The organism is Bradyrhizobium sp. UFLA06-24 (genome assembly GCF_054967145.1).
This window is the reverse complement of record NZ_JADFUE010000025.1, coordinates 49079-64517: the sequence shown is the minus strand read 5'-3', so window position 1 is coordinate 64517 and position 15439 is coordinate 49079. Positions and strand designations below refer to the sequence as shown.

Below are 15439 nucleotides of genomic sequence, written 5' to 3'. Positions count from 1 at the left end.
GCCTGCTGCGTCTCCGACAGGCCTGGAGCGCCATCCAGTTGCTCCGACGCCGCGCCCTGGGCGTCAATGGTTAACAAAGAGTCACCGATCGGCCACACTCGCCCCTAAAGGGCGGAGTGTGAACGAGGGTTGATTGACGTCCGGGCGAAGGCATTGAATCATCGCGCATATTTCAGGTGCTGCGATGTTAGAGATCGGTATTTTCTGCGTTATTCTTCTGGCGGCCGGCTATTGGGTGGCCATGTATGTCATGGGCCGCCACGACGACGTCATTCACGGCAAGTTCGTGCACAGCGAGGAGGAGGGCGAGTTCGCAGCCCCCGCCATGCCAAAGCCGCCGCCGCGTTTTCCCAATCGGTCGCTCAAGACGGCCGAGCCCGCGAAGATCGTGCCGGTCGATGGGGCGGCGCCTCCAGAAGTCACCAGCGAAGCGCTGCAATCGTTACTCGCTGCGATCCAGCAGGATCTCAAGAGCGTCGCTTGAGCGTGTGCGCTCACTGCTCGCCGCCCATCTGGGCGAAGAGCTCTTCGATATCGACATCGACTTGACCAGCCGCGCGGATGTGGCGGACTTCAAAACTGTCGGGTGAAAAGCGGTACTCGACGAGGCCGGTCTCCTTGATCGCGATCCGGTCCTGGCGCGCGTCGTTGATCTTGAAGCCGGCCGACGGTGCCCAGACGTGCCTGACGTGGCGGAACGTGAAGTCGCGGCGCTGATGCACATGGCCGCTGGCGATGAGGCGGAGGTCCGCGCTGCCGAGCATCTCGATCAGGCGCGCACGCGCCGGCTGCGGCACGTAACGGATCGAGGTCTCCGGCGTCTCGACGTCATCGGGCCGGTGGAGAAACAGCGGCTTGTGGATGAACAGCGCGACTTGTTTTCTGTTCGCGCGTGAGATTTCGGCCGAGAGCCAGTCGAATTGCTCGGCCTCGAAGGCGAGGCCAGAATTCATCACCAGCGAGTTGAGGCCGATGAAGCACCAGCCGGCAGCCTCGAACGACCAATGGTCTTCGCCGATGATGTCGCGGAATTGCCGGCGGTGGGCTTCGGTCACCGGCGGTTTCGGCGCAGGCCCGAGTGCGGTCGGATTGTCGCCGATGTCGTGATTGCCCGGAATGTAGCGGCAGGCAACGGGCAGGGCGTCGTGCAGGCTTTTCGCGAACTCGACGTCGTCGCGGCTGATCGGCCCGTCGAAGGATACGTCGCCGGTGTTGATGACGAGATCAGGCCTGCTCGCGTCGATATGCTCGCTGATCGCCTGGAAGTTGGCGATCAGGCCGGGAAAGCGCCGGCCGAGATGCGTGTCGGAAATCTGGGTGAGGCGAAATTCGGACATAGGCAAAGTATCGTCCGGCGAAACGTCGGAACGATGACGCGCGCACAAGAACCGTGATGAAACAAAGTTTAAAGCACGCGATAGCGGATCGTGTAAGCGTCCTGCGGCGCGGCGCCGCTTGCGACCGAGGGGGTGATGCGGTCGGCGAGGTGCCAGGGGCCGAACTGCTCGCTGGGATGCGGCTCGGCGGAGAGGCGCAGGCGAAACTCGAACGTGCCTTTGCCGGGCAGGTTCAGGACCAGCACCCGGTCGGCGGTGCGGTAGTTGAGGGCGACCGCGCCGCGTAGCACCGCGCGTCCGTCGGCAAGTTCGGTCACGCCGTCGACCAGCGCCAGCGTCTGGTTGCGGTCGGTGTGCAGCTCGATCTGGCTGCCGCTGACGGCCGTCAGCGTCTCCCGGGGCATGCGGATCTCGAACTCGACCGCGGGCTTGGAGGGGTTGAGGCCGAGATAGGCCAGCGCGGCGTGGCGCATGTCGTAAGCGGCGAAACCGAACAGGGCGACGGCAGCGAGCGTTGCGAGGCCATGCCTGACGACGTCGCGCCAGGTCCGGTAGGACAGGCGGAAGTAGACGGTCATCGCCAGCGCCACGGCGAGGGCCGCGGCGATGCCCGACAGCGCCGACATCCAGATGCCGAGCTCGCCGTCGGCGGCTTCGCTCCAAAGATTGGACAGGGTATTCATGTCGCGCTCTGGGCGGCGCCGCCGCCGGACTTGAGGGGCCAAAATCGCTTCAAGTATCAGCAGTTGGTCGCCGAAGCGGGAACGCCGGTTCAACTCGCCGATTGTCAGGGCGAGCAGTCGCGGCTATTGACGGTCCGCGGCATGCCGCCTCACGGGAAAGTTCCGATGTCAGTTCAAATGGCTTTGTTGCCTGTCTTCGTGCAGATCGGGCTCACCTTCGCCCTCCTGATCGGCATGGTGTTCGCCCGCCGCAAAGCGCTGGTCTCGGGCGAGACCAAGATCCGCGACATTGCGCTCGGCGAGCCCAATTGGCCCAAGGGCGCCACGCAAACCGCCAATTGCTACCGCAACCAGTTCGAACTGCCGGTGCTGTTCTATGCGCTGATCGCACTGGCACTGCCCTTGCGCCACGCCGACCTTTTCATCGTGCTGATGTCCTGGGTGTTCGTGGTGACGCGCTTTGCCCATGCCGGCGTGTTCATCACGTCGAACGATCTCGGCCAGCGCTCGTCGATCTGGCTCGCCGGCGTGCTCGTGCTGCTGGCGATGTGGGTCTACTTCGCACTGAAAATCCTGCTGCTGATCTAGGCGCTGGTGCGCCAATCCTGATCTGAAAGACTCAAATGACTCCCGCTGCCCGGCTGTCCGCAGCCATCGAACTGATCGACACCATCGAACGCGACCGCGTGCCTGCGGCGAAGGCGCTGAAGGAGTGGGGCACCGCGCACCGCTTTGCCGGCTCCGGCGACCGCGCCGCCATCGCAGGCCTCGTCTGGGACGTGTTGCGCCGCTTTTCCTCGAGCGCCTATTTGATGGATTCCGATACCGCCCGCGCGCGCCTGATCGGCATGCTCCGCCTCGAGCGCGACATGGATACCGCGACCATGGCCGCCCTGTTCGACGGCAGCCGCTTCGCACCGGCGCCTTTGACGGAGGCGGAGCAGGCCGCGCTCAGCCAACGCTCGCTGAAGCATGCACCGGCCTCGATCGCCGGCGACTATCCGGAATGGCTCGATTCGCATCTGGCCAAAGTGTTCGGCGATGACCGCATCGCCGAGGCGATGGCGATGGCAAGCCGGGCGCCGCTCGACCTGCGCGTCAACACGCTAAAGTCCAATCGCGACAAGGTGCTGAAGGCGCTTGCTCATCTTCATGCGAAACCGACGCCATGGTCGCCAAACGGCCTGCGCATCGAGCTGTCGGCCGATGCGCGCAATCCCGGCATTCAGGCGGAAGAGGATTTCATCAAGGGCGGCGTTGAGGTGCAGGATGAAGGATCGCAGCTTGCGGCCCTGTTCACCGCGGCCAAACCGGGTGAGCAGGTGATCGATCTCTGCGCCGGGGCCGGCGGCAAGACACTGGCGCTCGCCGCGCTGATGCAGGGCAAGGGCCGGCTCATTGCCACCGATCGCGACAAGCGCCAGCTGATGCCCATCCACGAACGCCTGTCGCGCGCCGGCGTCCACAATGCCGATGTCCGCACGCCCAAGGGCGAAGCCGATCCGCTTGCCGATATCAGCGCGACCGCCGACCTCGTCGTGATCGACGCGCCTTGCACAGGAACCGGGACCTGGCGCCGTAACCCCGATGCCAAATGGCGCATGCGGCCGGGTGCGCTGGAGATCCGCCTGAAAGACCAGGCCGAGGTGCTGGAGCGCGCCGTTCCGCTGGTGAAGGCCGGCGGCCGCATCGCCTACATCACCTGCTCGGTGCTGTCAGAAGAGAACAACGAGCAGGTGAGGGCCTTCATCGCCAAGCATCCGGAGTTTTCGGCCCTTCCGCCCGAGCAGACCGCCAGCGTGCTTTGGGACAAGGCCGAGCAGTTTGCGCAAGCCGCGCTGCAATCCGACGAGGGCTGGCTGATGACCCCGCGCCGTACGGGGACGGACGGGTTTTTCGTCTCGGTTCTGAAGAAGGTCGGCTGATCTCGCTCCGCCGTCATTCCGGGGCTCGCCCTGGGGGCGTCCCGGAATGACAGCACAAACAAAAACCCCGCGAACCGTATCCCGGTCGCGGGGTCTTCGAGTTCAACGATTCTAACCGGTACGTCCGTGGTCAGATCGTGCGCGGCTGACTAGCCGGCGCGGAGGTTGTCGGCCGAGGACTTGCCGCTGCGGCGGTCCGCGACGATGTCGAACGAGACCTTCTGGCCCTCGTTGAGGGTGCTGAGGCCGGCGCGCTCGACGGCGCTGATGTGAACGAACACGTCCTTGTCGCCGTTGTCAGGCTGGATGAAGCCAAAGCCCTTTTGATTGTTGAACCACTTCACGGTACCCATTGCCATAGTCATTTCCTTCTTTGTGACGATGCACTCAGGGGGACAAATGCGCATGGTTTGCGCCCACGTCCCGATTGGTCGATTTTGGAGAAATACCTGAAACGTGCTCGCCCATTGGAAATGAGACGGAGCGGCCCAGTCGTTCGGCCAAGGATCGATGATCACAATCTAGAGATTTTTTGGGGCGACTTCAAGGCACCGCGCGCTGACAGCGAGCCGCGCGCGCTTTGCTATTTTGCGCTGCACACGGCCGCGGGAAGGATAGTTCCGTCAGTCGACGATGAAGAGCGTTGCGCCCACCGCCGTCGACGAGCGATGCGCGGCGTCGCCGAAATCCGAGACCTGGTAGCTCATGCCCGGCGTCAGCTTGAACCTGCGCCCGTCGCGCAATTCGCTGTCGAGCTCGCCGGCGAGCACGTAAAGCACATGGCCGCGATCGCACCAGTGATCGGCGAGATAGCCCGCCGAATATTCGACCATCCGCACCCTGAGATCACCGATGTTCAGGGTGCGCCATTTTGCTTCGCCGGTCTCGCCGGGATGTATGGTGGCTTCGACCTTGCTCCAGTCGGTGACGGTGAATGGCGAGGTGGGGAGTTTCATGGAGAGGAGTCCTTGAATTCAGAGCCGGCAGCACCTGTGTTAGCGCACGTACGCGCCGCAGTCTCCGTCTCATCGCCCGCGAAGCGGGGGATCCAGGACTCCAGAGGCCATGCCGTAATGCGGAGGAGCCGCGGCGTACTGGATTCCCCGGTTTCGCGAGGAATGACGGTGGCGGATGGGACGTGAGCTCTCAATGCGGCAGATGGTTCGCCGAGCCCTGCACGATCAGCCCCGCATCATTCACCCGCAGATATTCGCAGATCTTCTTGCCGCGCTCGTTCTGGTAAAATACCACGACGCTGTCAGGGCTGACGAACACATCGATCAGCGAGAAGTGCAGCTCCGGCAACAATCCGAGTGCCTTGCCCCAATACGCGCGTAAACTCTCCTTGCCGCGCACCGTGCCGCTGGCGTCGAACCCCATCGCGGGGATTCGGTCCGAGGTCATCACGGCGTCCTCGTCATAGAGCGTCAGCACGCGCTCGAGGTCGCGCGCGTTCCAGGCCTCGACCCAGGTCCGGCCGAGGGTGACAAGCTGTGATGGCTGATGAAATCTGGACATGGCGTTCTCCCTGATAGCCCTTGATTCACGCGATGGGCAATTAGGTCAACAATACTTACCTATATAGCTTTGTCCATGCCCAAAGAAGCATGTGGGAGTGCCTACGGCCGCGGTTGCGGGCAGGGGGCTCATCGCGTATTGGCTTGCCATGACAGCAGCACAGAACGACCGCTCCGCGTCGACGCCCTCGGTGGCCGCGGCGCACGACAAGATTCTCATCGTCGATTTCGGCAGCCAGGTGACGCAGCTGATCGCGCGTCGGGTGCGCGAAGACGGCGTCTATTGCGAGATCGTCCCGTTCAACAAGGCCGAACAGGCCTTCAAAGAGATGAAGCCGAAAGCGGTGATTCTCTCCGGCGGCCCTGAATCGGTGCATGAAGCCGGCTCGCCCCGCGCCCCGCAGCTCATCTTCGATTCCGGCGTGCCCGTGATGGGCATCTGCTACGGCCAGATGACCATGGCGGCGCAGCTCGGCGGCGAGGTCGAGGGCGGCCATCACCGCGAATTCGGTCGCGCCGACGTCGAGGTCAAGGCCGAGAGCCAGCTGTTCGCGGACGTCTGGTCATCAGGCAGCAAGAACCAGGTCTGGATGAGCCATGGCGACCGCATCACCAGGATGCCGCCGGGCTTCTCCGTCGCCGGCACCTCGCCGAACGCGCCCTTCGCGATCATCCAGGACGAGACGCGCAAATATTACGGCCTGATGTTCCATCCCGAAGTGGTGCACACGCCCGACGGCGCCAAGCTGATCCGCAATTTCGTCCGCAAGATCGCCGGCCTCACCGGGGACTGGACCATGCGCGCCTTCCGCGAGGAGGAGATCGCAAAGATCCGCCAGCAGGTCGGCAAGGGCAAGGTGATCTGCGGCCTGTCCGGCGGTGTCGATTCCGCCGTCGCGGCCGTCTTGATCCATGAGGCCATCGGCGACCAGCTCACCTGCGTGTTCGTCGATCATGGTCTGCTGCGTCTCGACGAAGCCAAGACCGTGGTCGACCTGTTTCGCCACCACTACAACATCCCGCTCGTGCACGTGGACGCGTCCAAGCAGTTCCTCGGCGAGCTCGAAGGCGTCACCGATCCCGAAACTAAGCGCAAGACCATCGGCCGCCTCTTCATCGAGGTGTTCGAGGCTGAGGCCAAGAAGATCGGCGGCGCCGACTTCCTGGCGCAGGGCACGCTCTACCCCGACGTGATCGAGAGCGTCTCCTTCACCGGCGGCCCCTCGGTCACCATCAAGTCGCACCACAATGTCGGCGGTCTCCCTGAGCGCATGAACATGAAGCTCGTCGAGCCCTTGCGCGAGCTGTTCAAGGACGAGGTCCGCAAGCTCGGGCGCGAGCTCGGCCTGCCCGAAATCTTCGTCGGCCGCCATCCCTTCCCGGGCCCGGGACTTGCCATCCGCTGCCCCGGCGACATCACGCGCGACAAGCTCGACATCCTGCGCAAGGCCGATGCCGTCTACATCGACCAGATCAGGAAGCACGGCCTCTATGACGAGATCTGGCAGGCCTTTGCCGTGCTGCTCCCCGTGAAGACGGTCGGCGTCATGGGCGACGGCCGCACCTACGACTACGTCGTGGGCCTCCGCGCCGTCACCTCCACCGACGGCATGACCGCGGACTTCTACCAGTTCGACATGAAGTTTCTGGGCGAGACCGCCACGCGCATCATCAACGAGGTGAAGGGCGTCAACCGGGTGGTGTATGACGTGACCAGCAAGCCGCCGGGGACGATTGAGTGGGAGTAGCGCAATCGGGTGGGGATGCGCAGCTTAGCGTAGCTTTGGTGTGTTGGTCTCACTCACATGCGAAGAGAGCTGTTGTTCTCGACTTAACTCGAACGAGCTCGACGCTCCAGCGCGTTTTGGCTTGCGGAGTACCCAATCGAGCCGCAGCGTGCAGAAGAGTTGGAGCAGCCTGAGCCGAGGCCTTCATTGAGGCAGCCCGCGATTGGCTTTGCGCCTGCGAACTGAGTTTGCTCGGCAACAGCGCTGGCGCGAGGAACGATTAGTCCGTGCTTCATGGAAGCTGACTTCTATGAGTTCCGGTGCGCGCTGCTCGATCGCCGCGGATCGATTGTCCCAAATTTGGTCACCTGGACCTCTCTGAGAGCTGGCATTGACGCCCATTGATCCAGATTTGTATTGTGGATTTTAGTCGTTGCACTATTCGCGATATCAATGACGGTATGTCATGAACCTCAGATCTGTCGATCTCAATCTTCTGGTCGCTCTGAACGCTCTTCTAACAGACCTTCACGTAACCCGGGCTGCCGACAGGATTGGCCTTAGTCAACCCGCAATGAGCAATGCGCTTTCTAGGCTGCGTCATATTTTTAAGGACGAGCTTCTGGTCCGGACGGCCAACGGCATGCAGGCCACGCCGCGTGCGATCGAATTGGCAGAGCCGGTGAAGCGGCTTTTGCGACAGTTGGAGCGCCTTCTGGACAGCGAATCCGCATTCGATCCGACCACCACCACACGCAGCTTTTCCGTGAGGTTGTCCGATCTTCTCAGCCGTCTTCTTCTTCCCGCCGTCGGCAAGACGTTGGAAACGACGGCCCCCTTCGCGCAGCTCGACGTCGTGCACTATTCACCGACGCATACGGTGGAGGCCTTGGAGAAGGACGAAATCGACCTTGCGATCTCGATGGGTCTTGCGCATTCGAATTCGATCAAGTCGGTCGTCCTGATGAAGGACCGGATGGTGTGCGTCATGCGCGAGGGCCACCCTTTGGCACAGCGACCCCTTACGATGGAGACGTTTCTCCAGGCGGCGCATCTCAAGGTCTCGATGTCGCCGACAGACCTCCGTTTCGTCGATGACGTGCTCGCCCGGCAAGGGCTGACCCGCCGGGTCGCGGTCAACGTTCCCCATTGGCTGTTGGTCCCGCACGTGCTGCGGGATTCCGATCTGTTGTCGGTCATGCCGCGGCGCCTGGCCTTCGCGATGGTCGCGGAAGATCTTGCGATCAGAGACCTGCCGTTCGCGTCCGACCCCTTCGAATGGTCGATGTATTGGCACCGAAGGCACGATGCCAGTCAGGACCTGAACTGGTTGCGTTCGATCTTCGTCGATGCCACGCGAGGCCTTCCCGACAACGACTGAGAGAGGGCAGCTCACTGACCATCTTTCGATAATCCGCAGCAACAGCAGGATTATTGGTCTGCCAAATAATGGAATAGCGGATTCCGATTAGACGCCGCCATCCCGATCGCCATGCTGCTCCCAAACAATTTCGGTCGATCTCGGTCGACCCTTGGGAGGGATGGATGCAAGCGATTTCGGACGTACAGGTGGCATCGGTCAACGCGGGCGCTCGCCTCGATCGGCTGCCGATTTGCGGCTTTCATTGGCGGATCCTTGCGCTGATCGGCGCGGGCATGTTCCTCGACGCCTTCGACATCTACCTTGCCGGCGGCGTTCTCGGAGCCGTGCTGAAGGAGGGGTGGTCGACACTCGAGCTCAACGCGGCATTTGTCACCGCGACCTTCATCGGTATGACTTTGGGTGCCTGGTTCTCGGGCATTCTGGGCGATCGCTATGGTCGCCGTTTCTCCTATCAGGTCAATCTGGCAATCTTCGGCCTTGCCTCTCTGGCGGCCGCGCTTGCTCCGTCCATGCAGGCACTGATCGCCGCGCGCTTCGTCATCGGGATCGGGCTGGGCGCCGAGATCGTCGTCGGTTACGCAACGCTGACCGAGTTCGTCCCTGCATCGTCCCGCGGCCGATGGATCGGTATCCTGGCCGTGATCACCAACTTTTCCCTGTTCGTCTCGTCGATGGTCGGCCTGTGGGTCATTCCGGGCCTCGGATGGCGCTACATGTTCGGCCTCGTTGGCGTGTTGGCGATGATCGTGTGGTTCCTCCGAAAGTCGATGCCCGAGTCACCCCGGTGGCTGGCTGCTAACGGCCGCGCCGACGAAGCCGAGGCGATCCTCGCTCGCATCGAAGCGGAAGCTGCCAGGAAGGGGCCGCTGCTGCCGGTTACGACCGTGCAGCGCGTGGAAGACGAGGGCGGATCCGTCTGGCGCCTGTTCGCACCCCCTTACCTCGCCCGGACCTTGCTCGGAAGCCTCCTGCACATCGTCGTCGGTTTCAGCCTCTACGGCTTCATCGGCTGGTTGCCGACATTCATGGTGAAGGGCGGCCATAGCGTTGTCTCGTCGCTGGGCTACACGACCTTCATGTCTCTGGGCGGCCCGGTCGGATCGCTGATCGGCCTAGCGCTGGCTGATGCGATCGGTCGTAGACCTTCGATCATCGGGTCGTCGATCGCGGCGGCGGGCTTCGGGTTGGCGTACCCGTTCATGCCAGACGGCGCTCCGCTCGTCGCGGTCGGCTTCATGCTCGTCACCGCGATCTACGTGATGCTGGCGACCGGCTTTGCTATGCACGTGCCGGAGCTTTTCCCGACCCGATACAGACTGCGCGGCACGGCCATCTGCGCGACCGCGGGTCGCGTAACGACCGCCATGGTCCAGTTCGCCGTCATCGCGATCTTCGCATGGAAGGGGCTCGTCGGGGTGCTGGTGACGCTCGCGGGCATTCTCCTCTTCCAGGCGGTGGTCTTCGCGATCTTCGGCTTCGAGACCAAGGGACGCGCGCTCGAGGAAGTGTCAGGTGCGCCGACCGACGCGGGAGCCACGGCCTCCGGCCGGAAGGTTGTTGGCATCGAGGCCTAATCGAAACTTATGGCGGATCGGACATGTCGGATCAAGATCAAGCGATCAGACCTTGGCAACGGGACATCTACTCGGTGTTCAAGGCTGCGAACATCCAGCACGTATCCTACGTTCCGGACGGCGGGCACCGCGGGCTGATCGATCTCTGCGCGGACGATCCAGAGATTGGAGCCACAGTGCTCACGACCGAGGAAGAAGGCGTCGGCCTAGCGGCCGGGCTTTTCCTCGGAGGCCAGCGCAGCGTGTTGTTGATGCAGTCTTCCGGCGTCGGCAACTGCCTGAACCTCTTCACGCTCGCCGAAAACTGCCGCCTGCCACTCGTTCTGCTGGTGACGATGCGCGGGGAGTTCGCGGAGTTCGTGCCTTGGCAGATCCCGATGGGCAAGCGCGCCGGCGCCGCTCTGGAACTGATGGGCTTTGACGTCTTCCGTGCGGAGGACGCGAAGTCCGTCGGCGACATTTGTTCCGGCGCGATCGACCAGGCGTTCTATTCCAGCCGAAGCACGGCGGTGCTGCTCTCGCAGCGACTGATCGGCCGCAAGAACTGGTCGAAATGACGAAGATCCGGTCGAACCGGGAATTCAAGGGTTCAAGATGATCGAACGTCGTCCAGCAGTCGCGGAATTGCTCAAGGATCGTGGGAATGCGCTTGTAGTCGCTGGCCTGGGCTCGTCGGTCTACGACGTGTTCGCTGAGGGCGATCACGATCTGAACTTCTACGACTGGGGCGCCATGGGCTCGGCCGCTATGGTGGGTCTGGGCCTCGCCCTGTCGCGTCCGGAACGGCCCGTCATCGTGTTTACTGGCGACGGCGAGATGCTGATGGGGCTCGGCGCGTTTTCGACCATCGCGCAGCACCAACCGGCCAATCTCTCGATCCTCGTCCTCGACAACGAGCAATACGCCGAGACCGGGATGCAAAGGACTGCGACCGGCTTCGGCACTGACCTTGTGGCGGTCGCCCGTGCCTGCGGGATCCAGAACGCATCGGTTCTCACCCGCCAGGAGGAGATCGCGGCGCTGCAACCCAAGTTGCACGCGAAGGCAGGCACGCTAGTCGGCGTCCTCAAGATCAAGCCGGGGGACCAGCCGCGCACGGTACCGGAGCGGGAAGGGACCCTCATCGCTTCGCGCTTCATGCGGAGCCTGGCTGCCGATCAAGCACGAGCCTGATGCTTTCCGGCGCCATGACGGTGCCCATGCGACCTTTCAGGAGGAAGAGCGAGTGCGAGGATTCGAAAACCTCATCGGTGGCAAGAAGATTGCGTCGGCGTCCGGCAAGTGGATGCCGAGCCTTGATCCCTATCACAACGAAAACTGGTGCGAGATTCCAGACGGCGGCTCGCAGGACGTCGATGCAGCCGTCGCCGCGGCGAAGACGGCGTTCCGCATGCGGCTGACCTGAAGCGTGCACCAACGCTTCGCATTCACGTCGTGAATGTACGCAGAGGAACAATCCATTTCAAAAATGACGATGGATGCGGTCAAATCCGGATCATCCATTCCGCCAATGAGCAAGCAAGGGGAAGAAGCAATGACCAACATCCAGAAACTAAAGGACACGGTGAAGGTGTGCATGTTCGACCAGTACGGCACCGTCGTCGACATGCAGGGTGGCCTTGTCAAGATCGCGACGCCGTTCCTCGAGGGGAAGGGCTGGACGGGCAACCCGAACTCCTTCGTCACCTGGTGGCGCCGCACCCACTTCGAGAACTCGATGATCGACGCGCTGCTCCACCGCGAGCACACGCCCTATCGCGAGATCGGTCACCGCGCCGTCTCCCAGGTCATGGACCGGTCGTGCATCAAGTACACGAAGGACGAGGTGAAGTACCTGGTGGGCGAGATCGAGAAGCTTGAATGCTTTCCCGAGGTGCCGGCGGCGCTGGCAAAGCTGCAGACCAGGTACAAGCTGGTCGTGCTCTCCAACGGCGACCGCGACATGCTTGAGACGGCCAGGAAGTATCACAAGATCCCGTTCGACAACGTGATCTCCGTCGCCGAGGCGAACTCCTTCAAGCCGCACGTGGCGACCTACACGAAGGCCGCCGAGATCCTCGGCCTCAAGATGGATCAGATCCTCTTCGTCGCCAACCACGCGTTCGACGTCATCGGAGCGAAGTCGGCCGGCATGCGTACTGCGATGATCAATCGCCGCGATCGGCCGTTTGAAGAGACGCCGCACAAGCCCGACATCACCGTCCCCACGATGAAGGATCTGGCGGATGCGATCGTCTAGTACGGAAGCTCTCTCCGGCATCAAGGTCCTGGACCTGTGCCGCGTCGTCTCCGGCCCCTTCTCCACGATGCATCTCGGCGATCTCGGTGCGGACGTCGTGAAGATCGAAGATCCCCGTATCGGCGACGAGAGCCGCCGATACGGTCCTCCGTTTGTCAACGGGGAGAGTTCGTACTTTCTGTCGGTCAATCGCAACAAGCGAAGCTGCGCGATCGATCTGAGGTCGCCGGCGGGGCAGGACGCGGTGATCGCGCTCGCCAGGGCCGCCGACGTCGTGATCGACAACTTCAGGCCAGGGACCCTCGACAAATGGGGCCTGTCCTACGAAGCGATGAGCGCCCACAATCCCAAGCTCATCCAGTGCAGCATCTCCGGCTTCGGCCGGACCGGACCAGATGCGAGCCGGCCGGGCTACGACCTGATCTTGCAGGGCGAGTCCGGCGTCATGGACATCACCGGAGATCCGGGCGGTCCGCCCATGAAGGTGGGCACGTCCATCGCCGACCTGGTCACCGGGCTCTATGCATCGCAGGCGGTGCTCGCAGCGCTCATGAAGCGCGAGAGGAGCGGCGTCGGCGGACGTGTCGACGTCTCCATGCTGGACGCCATGGCCTCGCTGCTGACGTTCAACGCCGGCATGTACTTCGCATCCGGAGAAAGCCCGAAGCGTCGCGGCAACGTTCACCCCACCATCAGTCCCTACGAAACCTTCGAGGCGATCGACGGCTGGTTCAACCTCGGTGTGGCCAACGACAAGTTCTGGTTGCTGTTCTGCGCCGTCATCGGTCGCAAGGACCTCGAAGCCGACCCCCGCTTCGACACGGCACCCAAGCGGGCGGCGAACCGCGCCGCGCTCGCCGGGATTCTGTGCCCGATCTTCAAGTCCGAGCCGCGCGACCGTTGGCTCGAGATCTTCGGCGGAGCCGGCATTCCGTGCGGCGCGATCAGGACGGTCGGCGAGGTCTGCGAAGCGCCGCAGCTCGTTCAGCGCGACATGGTCCAGACCGTGACGCACAGGGTCGCCGGCGAAGTCAAGTTCGTGGCCCGGCCGCTGCGTTTCGACGACAAGGCTCCCGCGCCGTCCACGCCGCCGCCGACTCTCGGCGAGCACACCGTTGAGGTGTTCGAGCACTGGCTCGGTTGGACGCGGAAGGAGGTGTTAGATCTCGCCTCCAAGGGGGCCTTCGGAGATGCCGCGCTGAAGCAGTCGGCCGAATAGGGAGCAGAACGGATGGACGGGGCGCAGGTTCGGGAACTGGTCGTGGCAGCCATGGGCGACGGCCGCCATGAATTCGGATCGTTCTTCCTGTCACGCTTCTTCGGGATGACGGTCTCCTATGAGGCCGACGCCTGCATCGTCTCTCTCGACGTGAAGCCCTACATGTTCAATCCGCAGGGCTCGCTCCACGGCGGCGTGCTGGCGACGGCCCTCGACATCTCGATGGGACATCTTCTTAAACATCAGTTCGGCGCCGGCGCGACGCTCGAGATGAAGGTCCAGTATTTCGCCCCGGTCCGAACCGGCGTGGTGACCTGCCGCGCCAGTTTTCTGAAGAAGGGACGCAATACCTTCTTCCTGCAGTCGTCCGCCCAGGATGGCACCGGAGAAACGATCGCGCATGCGACGTCCACCTGGAAGCAGTTATGAACGAAGTTGTCGCCAAGCTCAGGGAGCTGTTTGGCTCCGATTGCATCACCGATCCGGCGCTGGCGGACGGATATCTCTCAGACTGGCGTGGTCTACTTCGCGGTAAGGCAGCCTGTGTCCTACGGCCCAGATCGGCAAGCTTGCTTTCGCAGAGCGTCCGCATTTGTCGGGAAGCCGGCGTCAGCGTCGTTCCTCAAGGCGGCAACACAGGACTCGTCGGCGGCGCGACGCCGAACGAAACCGGCCTGCAGGTCGTGATCAGCACCGGCGCCATGAAGAAGATCCGAACGGTCGACCCGGTGGATATGTCCATCGTGGCGGAAGCGGGCGCAACGATCGCGGAGCTCCAGAGCGCGGCAGCGGACGCGGGCGTGCTCTTTCCCTTGTCTTTTGCCTCGGAGGGAACCGCCACGCTCGGTGGAGCGCTAGCGACGAACGCAGGCGGCATCTCTGCCGTGAGGTACGGGAGTGCGAGAGACCTCTTGCTGGGAATGGAGGTCGTGCTGCCCGACGGTCGCATCTGGAACGGCCTGCGAACGCTGCGGAAGGACAACACTGGCTACGCCCTCAAGCACCTCTTCGCCGGATCGGAGGGCACGCTGGGCATCATCACGGCCGCGGCGATGAAGCTCGCACCTCTGCCGGTCGGCTGCGAGGTGGCCTTCTGCGCGGTCGAGACTGAGGACCAGGTGCTGGATTTCTGGATCAAGCTGCGCGCCGCGGCCGAGGGGAATGTGCGCGCGATCGAATACCTCTCGGGCTCATGCGTGGAGCTGGCGAAGCGAGAAGGACTCCGCTCGCCAGTCGAGAACGCGGACCACTATGTTCTCGTTGAATTGACCTCGAGTCGTGCGGATGCCCGCCTGAGGGACATGCTAGAGGCATTTCTAGCGGACAGGCTCCAGGACGGCACCATCGCCGACGCCGCGCTCGCCCAGAGCGGTGAGCAGCAGAAGCAGATCTGGCGCCTGCGGGAAGACCAGACCGAGTTTCAGAAGAAGGCGGGACGCGACTTCAAGCACGACGTCGCGGTGCCGGTCGCGCAGGTGCCCGAGCTGCTGCGCCGAAGCCGGGCCGATATTGAAGCCGGATTCCCGGACGTCACGGTTGTTCCGTTCGGTCACGTGGGTGACGGTAGCATCCACCTGAACGTCGTCTTGCCGGCCGCGCTCGGTGGCGAGCGGGCCGCCGAGCAGGGTGAGCAGATCAGCCAGGCGATCTACGATATCGTGCTCTCCCTGGGCGGGACGTTTTCGGCCGAACACGGCATCGGTCGGACCAAGGTCGACCTGCTTCAAACCAGGAGAGATCCGGTCGAGCTCGATCTCATGCGCCGGATCAAGGTGGCGCTCGACAAGGACGGTTCGTTCAATCCCGGCAAGATATTCCGACCATAGCAAAACGA

18 protein-coding genes are annotated in these 15439 nt (G+C 63.1%); 13 read left to right on the top strand and 5 right to left on the bottom strand.

Annotation, left to right across the window (positions count from 1 at the left end; genetic code table 11):
* The first annotated feature begins 184 nt into the window (after nucleotides 1-184).
* A complete protein-coding gene (locus tag IF809_RS20970) occupies nucleotides 185-484 on the top strand; it encodes a hypothetical protein (protein ID WP_128966936.1) in 300 nt (99 codons plus the stop codon).
* Between the two features lie 10 nt (nucleotides 485-494).
* Here the strand turns inward: IF809_RS20970 and IF809_RS20965 are convergent, their stop codons facing one another.
* Together IF809_RS20965 and IF809_RS20960 are read right to left on the bottom strand one after the other, a co-directional pair.
* A complete protein-coding gene (locus tag IF809_RS20965) occupies nucleotides 495-1337 on the bottom strand; it encodes a metallophosphoesterase family protein (protein ID WP_462838379.1) in 843 nt (280 codons plus the stop codon).
* Between the two features lie 68 nt (nucleotides 1338-1405).
* On the bottom strand, nucleotides 1406-2020 hold the full coding sequence (locus IF809_RS20960; protein ID WP_128966934.1) for an acriflavin resistance protein: 615 nt from the start codon (nucleotides 2018-2020) through the stop codon (nucleotides 1406-1408).
* Between the two features lie 165 nt (nucleotides 2021-2185).
* Between IF809_RS20960 and IF809_RS20955 the strand changes: the two genes are divergently transcribed.
* A complete protein-coding gene (locus IF809_RS20955) occupies nucleotides 2186-2608 on the top strand; it encodes an MAPEG family protein (RefSeq protein ID WP_128966933.1) in 423 nt (140 codons plus the stop codon).
* A gap of 35 nt (nucleotides 2609-2643) precedes the next feature.
* Nucleotides 2644-3945 (top strand): RsmB/NOP family class I SAM-dependent RNA methyltransferase, encoded by a 1302-nt coding sequence (locus IF809_RS20950; protein ID WP_128966932.1) that lies wholly within the window; start codon nucleotides 2644-2646, stop codon nucleotides 3943-3945.
* Nucleotides 3946-4094: 149 nt separating this feature from the next.
* Here the strand turns inward: IF809_RS20950 and IF809_RS20945 are convergent, their stop codons facing one another.
* The 3 genes from IF809_RS20945 to IF809_RS20935 all read right to left on the bottom strand — a co-directional run bounded on the left by IF809_RS20945 (nucleotide 4095) and on the right by IF809_RS20935 (nucleotide 5463).
* Entirely contained in the window at nucleotides 4095-4304 is a 210-nt protein-coding gene (locus tag IF809_RS20945; protein WP_045000506.1) for a cold-shock protein, read from the bottom strand.
* A gap of 264 nt (nucleotides 4305-4568) precedes the next feature.
* On the bottom strand, nucleotides 4569-4901 hold the full coding sequence (locus IF809_RS20940) for a DHCW motif cupin fold protein (RefSeq protein ID WP_128966931.1): 333 nt from the start codon (nucleotides 4899-4901) through the stop codon (nucleotides 4569-4571).
* 190 nt (nucleotides 4902-5091) lie between these two features.
* Nucleotides 5092-5463, bottom strand: a complete 372-nt coding sequence (locus tag IF809_RS20935; protein WP_462838378.1) for a nuclear transport factor 2 family protein — start codon at nucleotides 5461-5463, stop codon at nucleotides 5092-5094.
* Nucleotides 5464-5611: 148 nt separating this feature from the next.
* Here IF809_RS20935 and guaA point away from each other — a divergent pair, with 148 nt between their 5' ends.
* From guaA to IF809_RS20885, 10 genes are all read left to right on the top strand, one after another.
* Nucleotides 5612-7210: a glutamine-hydrolyzing GMP synthase gene (gene guaA, locus IF809_RS20930; protein ID WP_462838377.1), complete on the top strand. Its 1599-nt coding sequence runs from the start codon at nucleotides 5612-5614 to the stop codon at nucleotides 7208-7210.
* A 445-nt stretch (nucleotides 7211-7655) separates the two neighbouring features.
* Nucleotides 7656-8570, top strand: coding sequence for a LysR family transcriptional regulator (locus IF809_RS20925; protein WP_462838376.1), 915 nt, complete (start codon nucleotides 7656-7658; stop codon nucleotides 8568-8570).
* A gap of 275 nt (nucleotides 8571-8845) precedes the next feature.
* Nucleotides 8846-10147, top strand: a complete 1302-nt coding sequence (locus IF809_RS20920; protein ID WP_462838375.1) for an MFS transporter — start codon at nucleotides 8846-8848, stop codon at nucleotides 10145-10147.
* Nucleotides 10148-10170: 23 nt separating this feature from the next.
* A complete protein-coding gene (locus tag IF809_RS20915; protein WP_462838374.1) occupies nucleotides 10171-10704 on the top strand; it encodes a phosphonopyruvate decarboxylase in 534 nt (177 codons plus the stop codon).
* A 37-nt stretch (nucleotides 10705-10741) separates the two neighbouring features.
* The gene (locus IF809_RS20910) at nucleotides 10742-11320 is read left to right on the top strand and encodes a thiamine pyrophosphate-dependent enzyme (RefSeq protein WP_462838373.1); all 579 of its coding nucleotides are present in this window, start codon (nucleotides 10742-10744) and stop codon (nucleotides 11318-11320) included.
* Nucleotides 11321-11372: 52 nt separating this feature from the next.
* The gene (locus IF809_RS20905) at nucleotides 11373-11552 is read left to right on the top strand and encodes an aldehyde dehydrogenase family protein (protein ID WP_462838372.1); all 180 of its coding nucleotides are present in this window, start codon (nucleotides 11373-11375) and stop codon (nucleotides 11550-11552) included.
* 129 nt (nucleotides 11553-11681) lie between these two features.
* Nucleotides 11682-12386 (top strand): haloacid dehalogenase type II, encoded by a 705-nt coding sequence (locus tag IF809_RS20900; protein WP_462838371.1) that lies wholly within the window; start codon nucleotides 11682-11684, stop codon nucleotides 12384-12386.
* Nucleotides 12373-13605, top strand: a complete 1233-nt coding sequence (locus IF809_RS20895; protein WP_462838370.1) for a CaiB/BaiF CoA transferase family protein — start codon at nucleotides 12373-12375, stop codon at nucleotides 13603-13605. The genes IF809_RS20900 and IF809_RS20895 overlap by 14 nt, the downstream gene beginning before the upstream one ends.
* 12 nt (nucleotides 13606-13617) lie before the next feature.
* Nucleotides 13618-14034 (top strand): PaaI family thioesterase, encoded by a 417-nt coding sequence (locus IF809_RS20890; RefSeq protein ID WP_462838369.1) that lies wholly within the window; start codon nucleotides 13618-13620, stop codon nucleotides 14032-14034.
* Nucleotides 14031-15431: an FAD-binding oxidoreductase gene (locus IF809_RS20885; RefSeq protein WP_462838368.1), complete on the top strand. Its 1401-nt coding sequence runs from the start codon at nucleotides 14031-14033 to the stop codon at nucleotides 15429-15431. Before IF809_RS20890 ends, IF809_RS20885 begins: the two co-directional genes overlap by 4 nt.
* Nucleotides 15432-15439 lie beyond the last annotated feature (8 nt).

What these genes read in the sequence shown, in the direction of transcription:
- guaA (WP_462838377.1), top strand. Translation starts at nt 5,612, where the DNA reads ATGACAGCAGCACAGAACGACCGCTCCGCGTCGACGCCCTCGGTGGCC.
- IF809_RS20955 (WP_128966933.1), top strand. Translation starts at nt 2,186, where the DNA reads ATGTCAGTTCAAATGGCTTTGTTGCCTGTCTTCGTGCAGATCGGGCTC.
- IF809_RS20950 (WP_128966932.1), top strand. Translation starts at nt 2,644, where the DNA reads ATGACTCCCGCTGCCCGGCTGTCCGCAGCCATCGAACTGATCGACACC.
- IF809_RS20915 (WP_462838374.1), top strand. Translation starts at nt 10,171, where the DNA reads ATGTCGGATCAAGATCAAGCGATCAGACCTTGGCAACGGGACATCTAC.
- IF809_RS20885 (WP_462838368.1), top strand. Translation starts at nt 14,031, where the DNA reads ATGAACGAAGTTGTCGCCAAGCTCAGGGAGCTGTTTGGCTCCGATTGC.
- IF809_RS20890 (WP_462838369.1), top strand. Translation starts at nt 13,618, where the DNA reads ATGGACGGGGCGCAGGTTCGGGAACTGGTCGTGGCAGCCATGGGCGAC.
- IF809_RS20940 (WP_128966931.1), bottom strand. Translation starts at nt 4,901, where the DNA reads ATGAAACTCCCCACCTCGCCATTCACCGTCACCGACTGGAGCAAGGTC.
- IF809_RS20965 (WP_462838379.1), bottom strand. Translation starts at nt 1,337, where the DNA reads ATGTCCGAATTTCGCCTCACCCAGATTTCCGACACGCATCTCGGCCGG.
- IF809_RS20900 (WP_462838371.1), top strand. Translation starts at nt 11,682, where the DNA reads ATGACCAACATCCAGAAACTAAAGGACACGGTGAAGGTGTGCATGTTC.
- IF809_RS20925 (WP_462838376.1), top strand. Translation starts at nt 7,656, where the DNA reads ATGAACCTCAGATCTGTCGATCTCAATCTTCTGGTCGCTCTGAACGCT.
- IF809_RS20945 (WP_045000506.1), bottom strand. Translation starts at nt 4,304, where the DNA reads ATGGCAATGGGTACCGTGAAGTGGTTCAACAATCAAAAGGGCTTTGGC.
- IF809_RS20935 (WP_462838378.1), bottom strand. Translation starts at nt 5,463, where the DNA reads ATGTCCAGATTTCATCAGCCATCACAGCTTGTCACCCTCGGCCGGACC.
- IF809_RS20895 (WP_462838370.1), top strand. Translation starts at nt 12,373, where the DNA reads ATGCGATCGTCTAGTACGGAAGCTCTCTCCGGCATCAAGGTCCTGGAC.
- IF809_RS20960 (WP_128966934.1), bottom strand. Translation starts at nt 2,020, where the DNA reads ATGAATACCCTGTCCAATCTTTGGAGCGAAGCCGCCGACGGCGAGCTC.
- IF809_RS20910 (WP_462838373.1), top strand. Translation starts at nt 10,742, where the DNA reads ATGATCGAACGTCGTCCAGCAGTCGCGGAATTGCTCAAGGATCGTGGG.
- IF809_RS20970 (WP_128966936.1), top strand. Translation starts at nt 185, where the DNA reads ATGTTAGAGATCGGTATTTTCTGCGTTATTCTTCTGGCGGCCGGCTAT.
- IF809_RS20920 (WP_462838375.1), top strand. Translation starts at nt 8,846, where the DNA reads ATGTTCCTCGACGCCTTCGACATCTACCTTGCCGGCGGCGTTCTCGGA.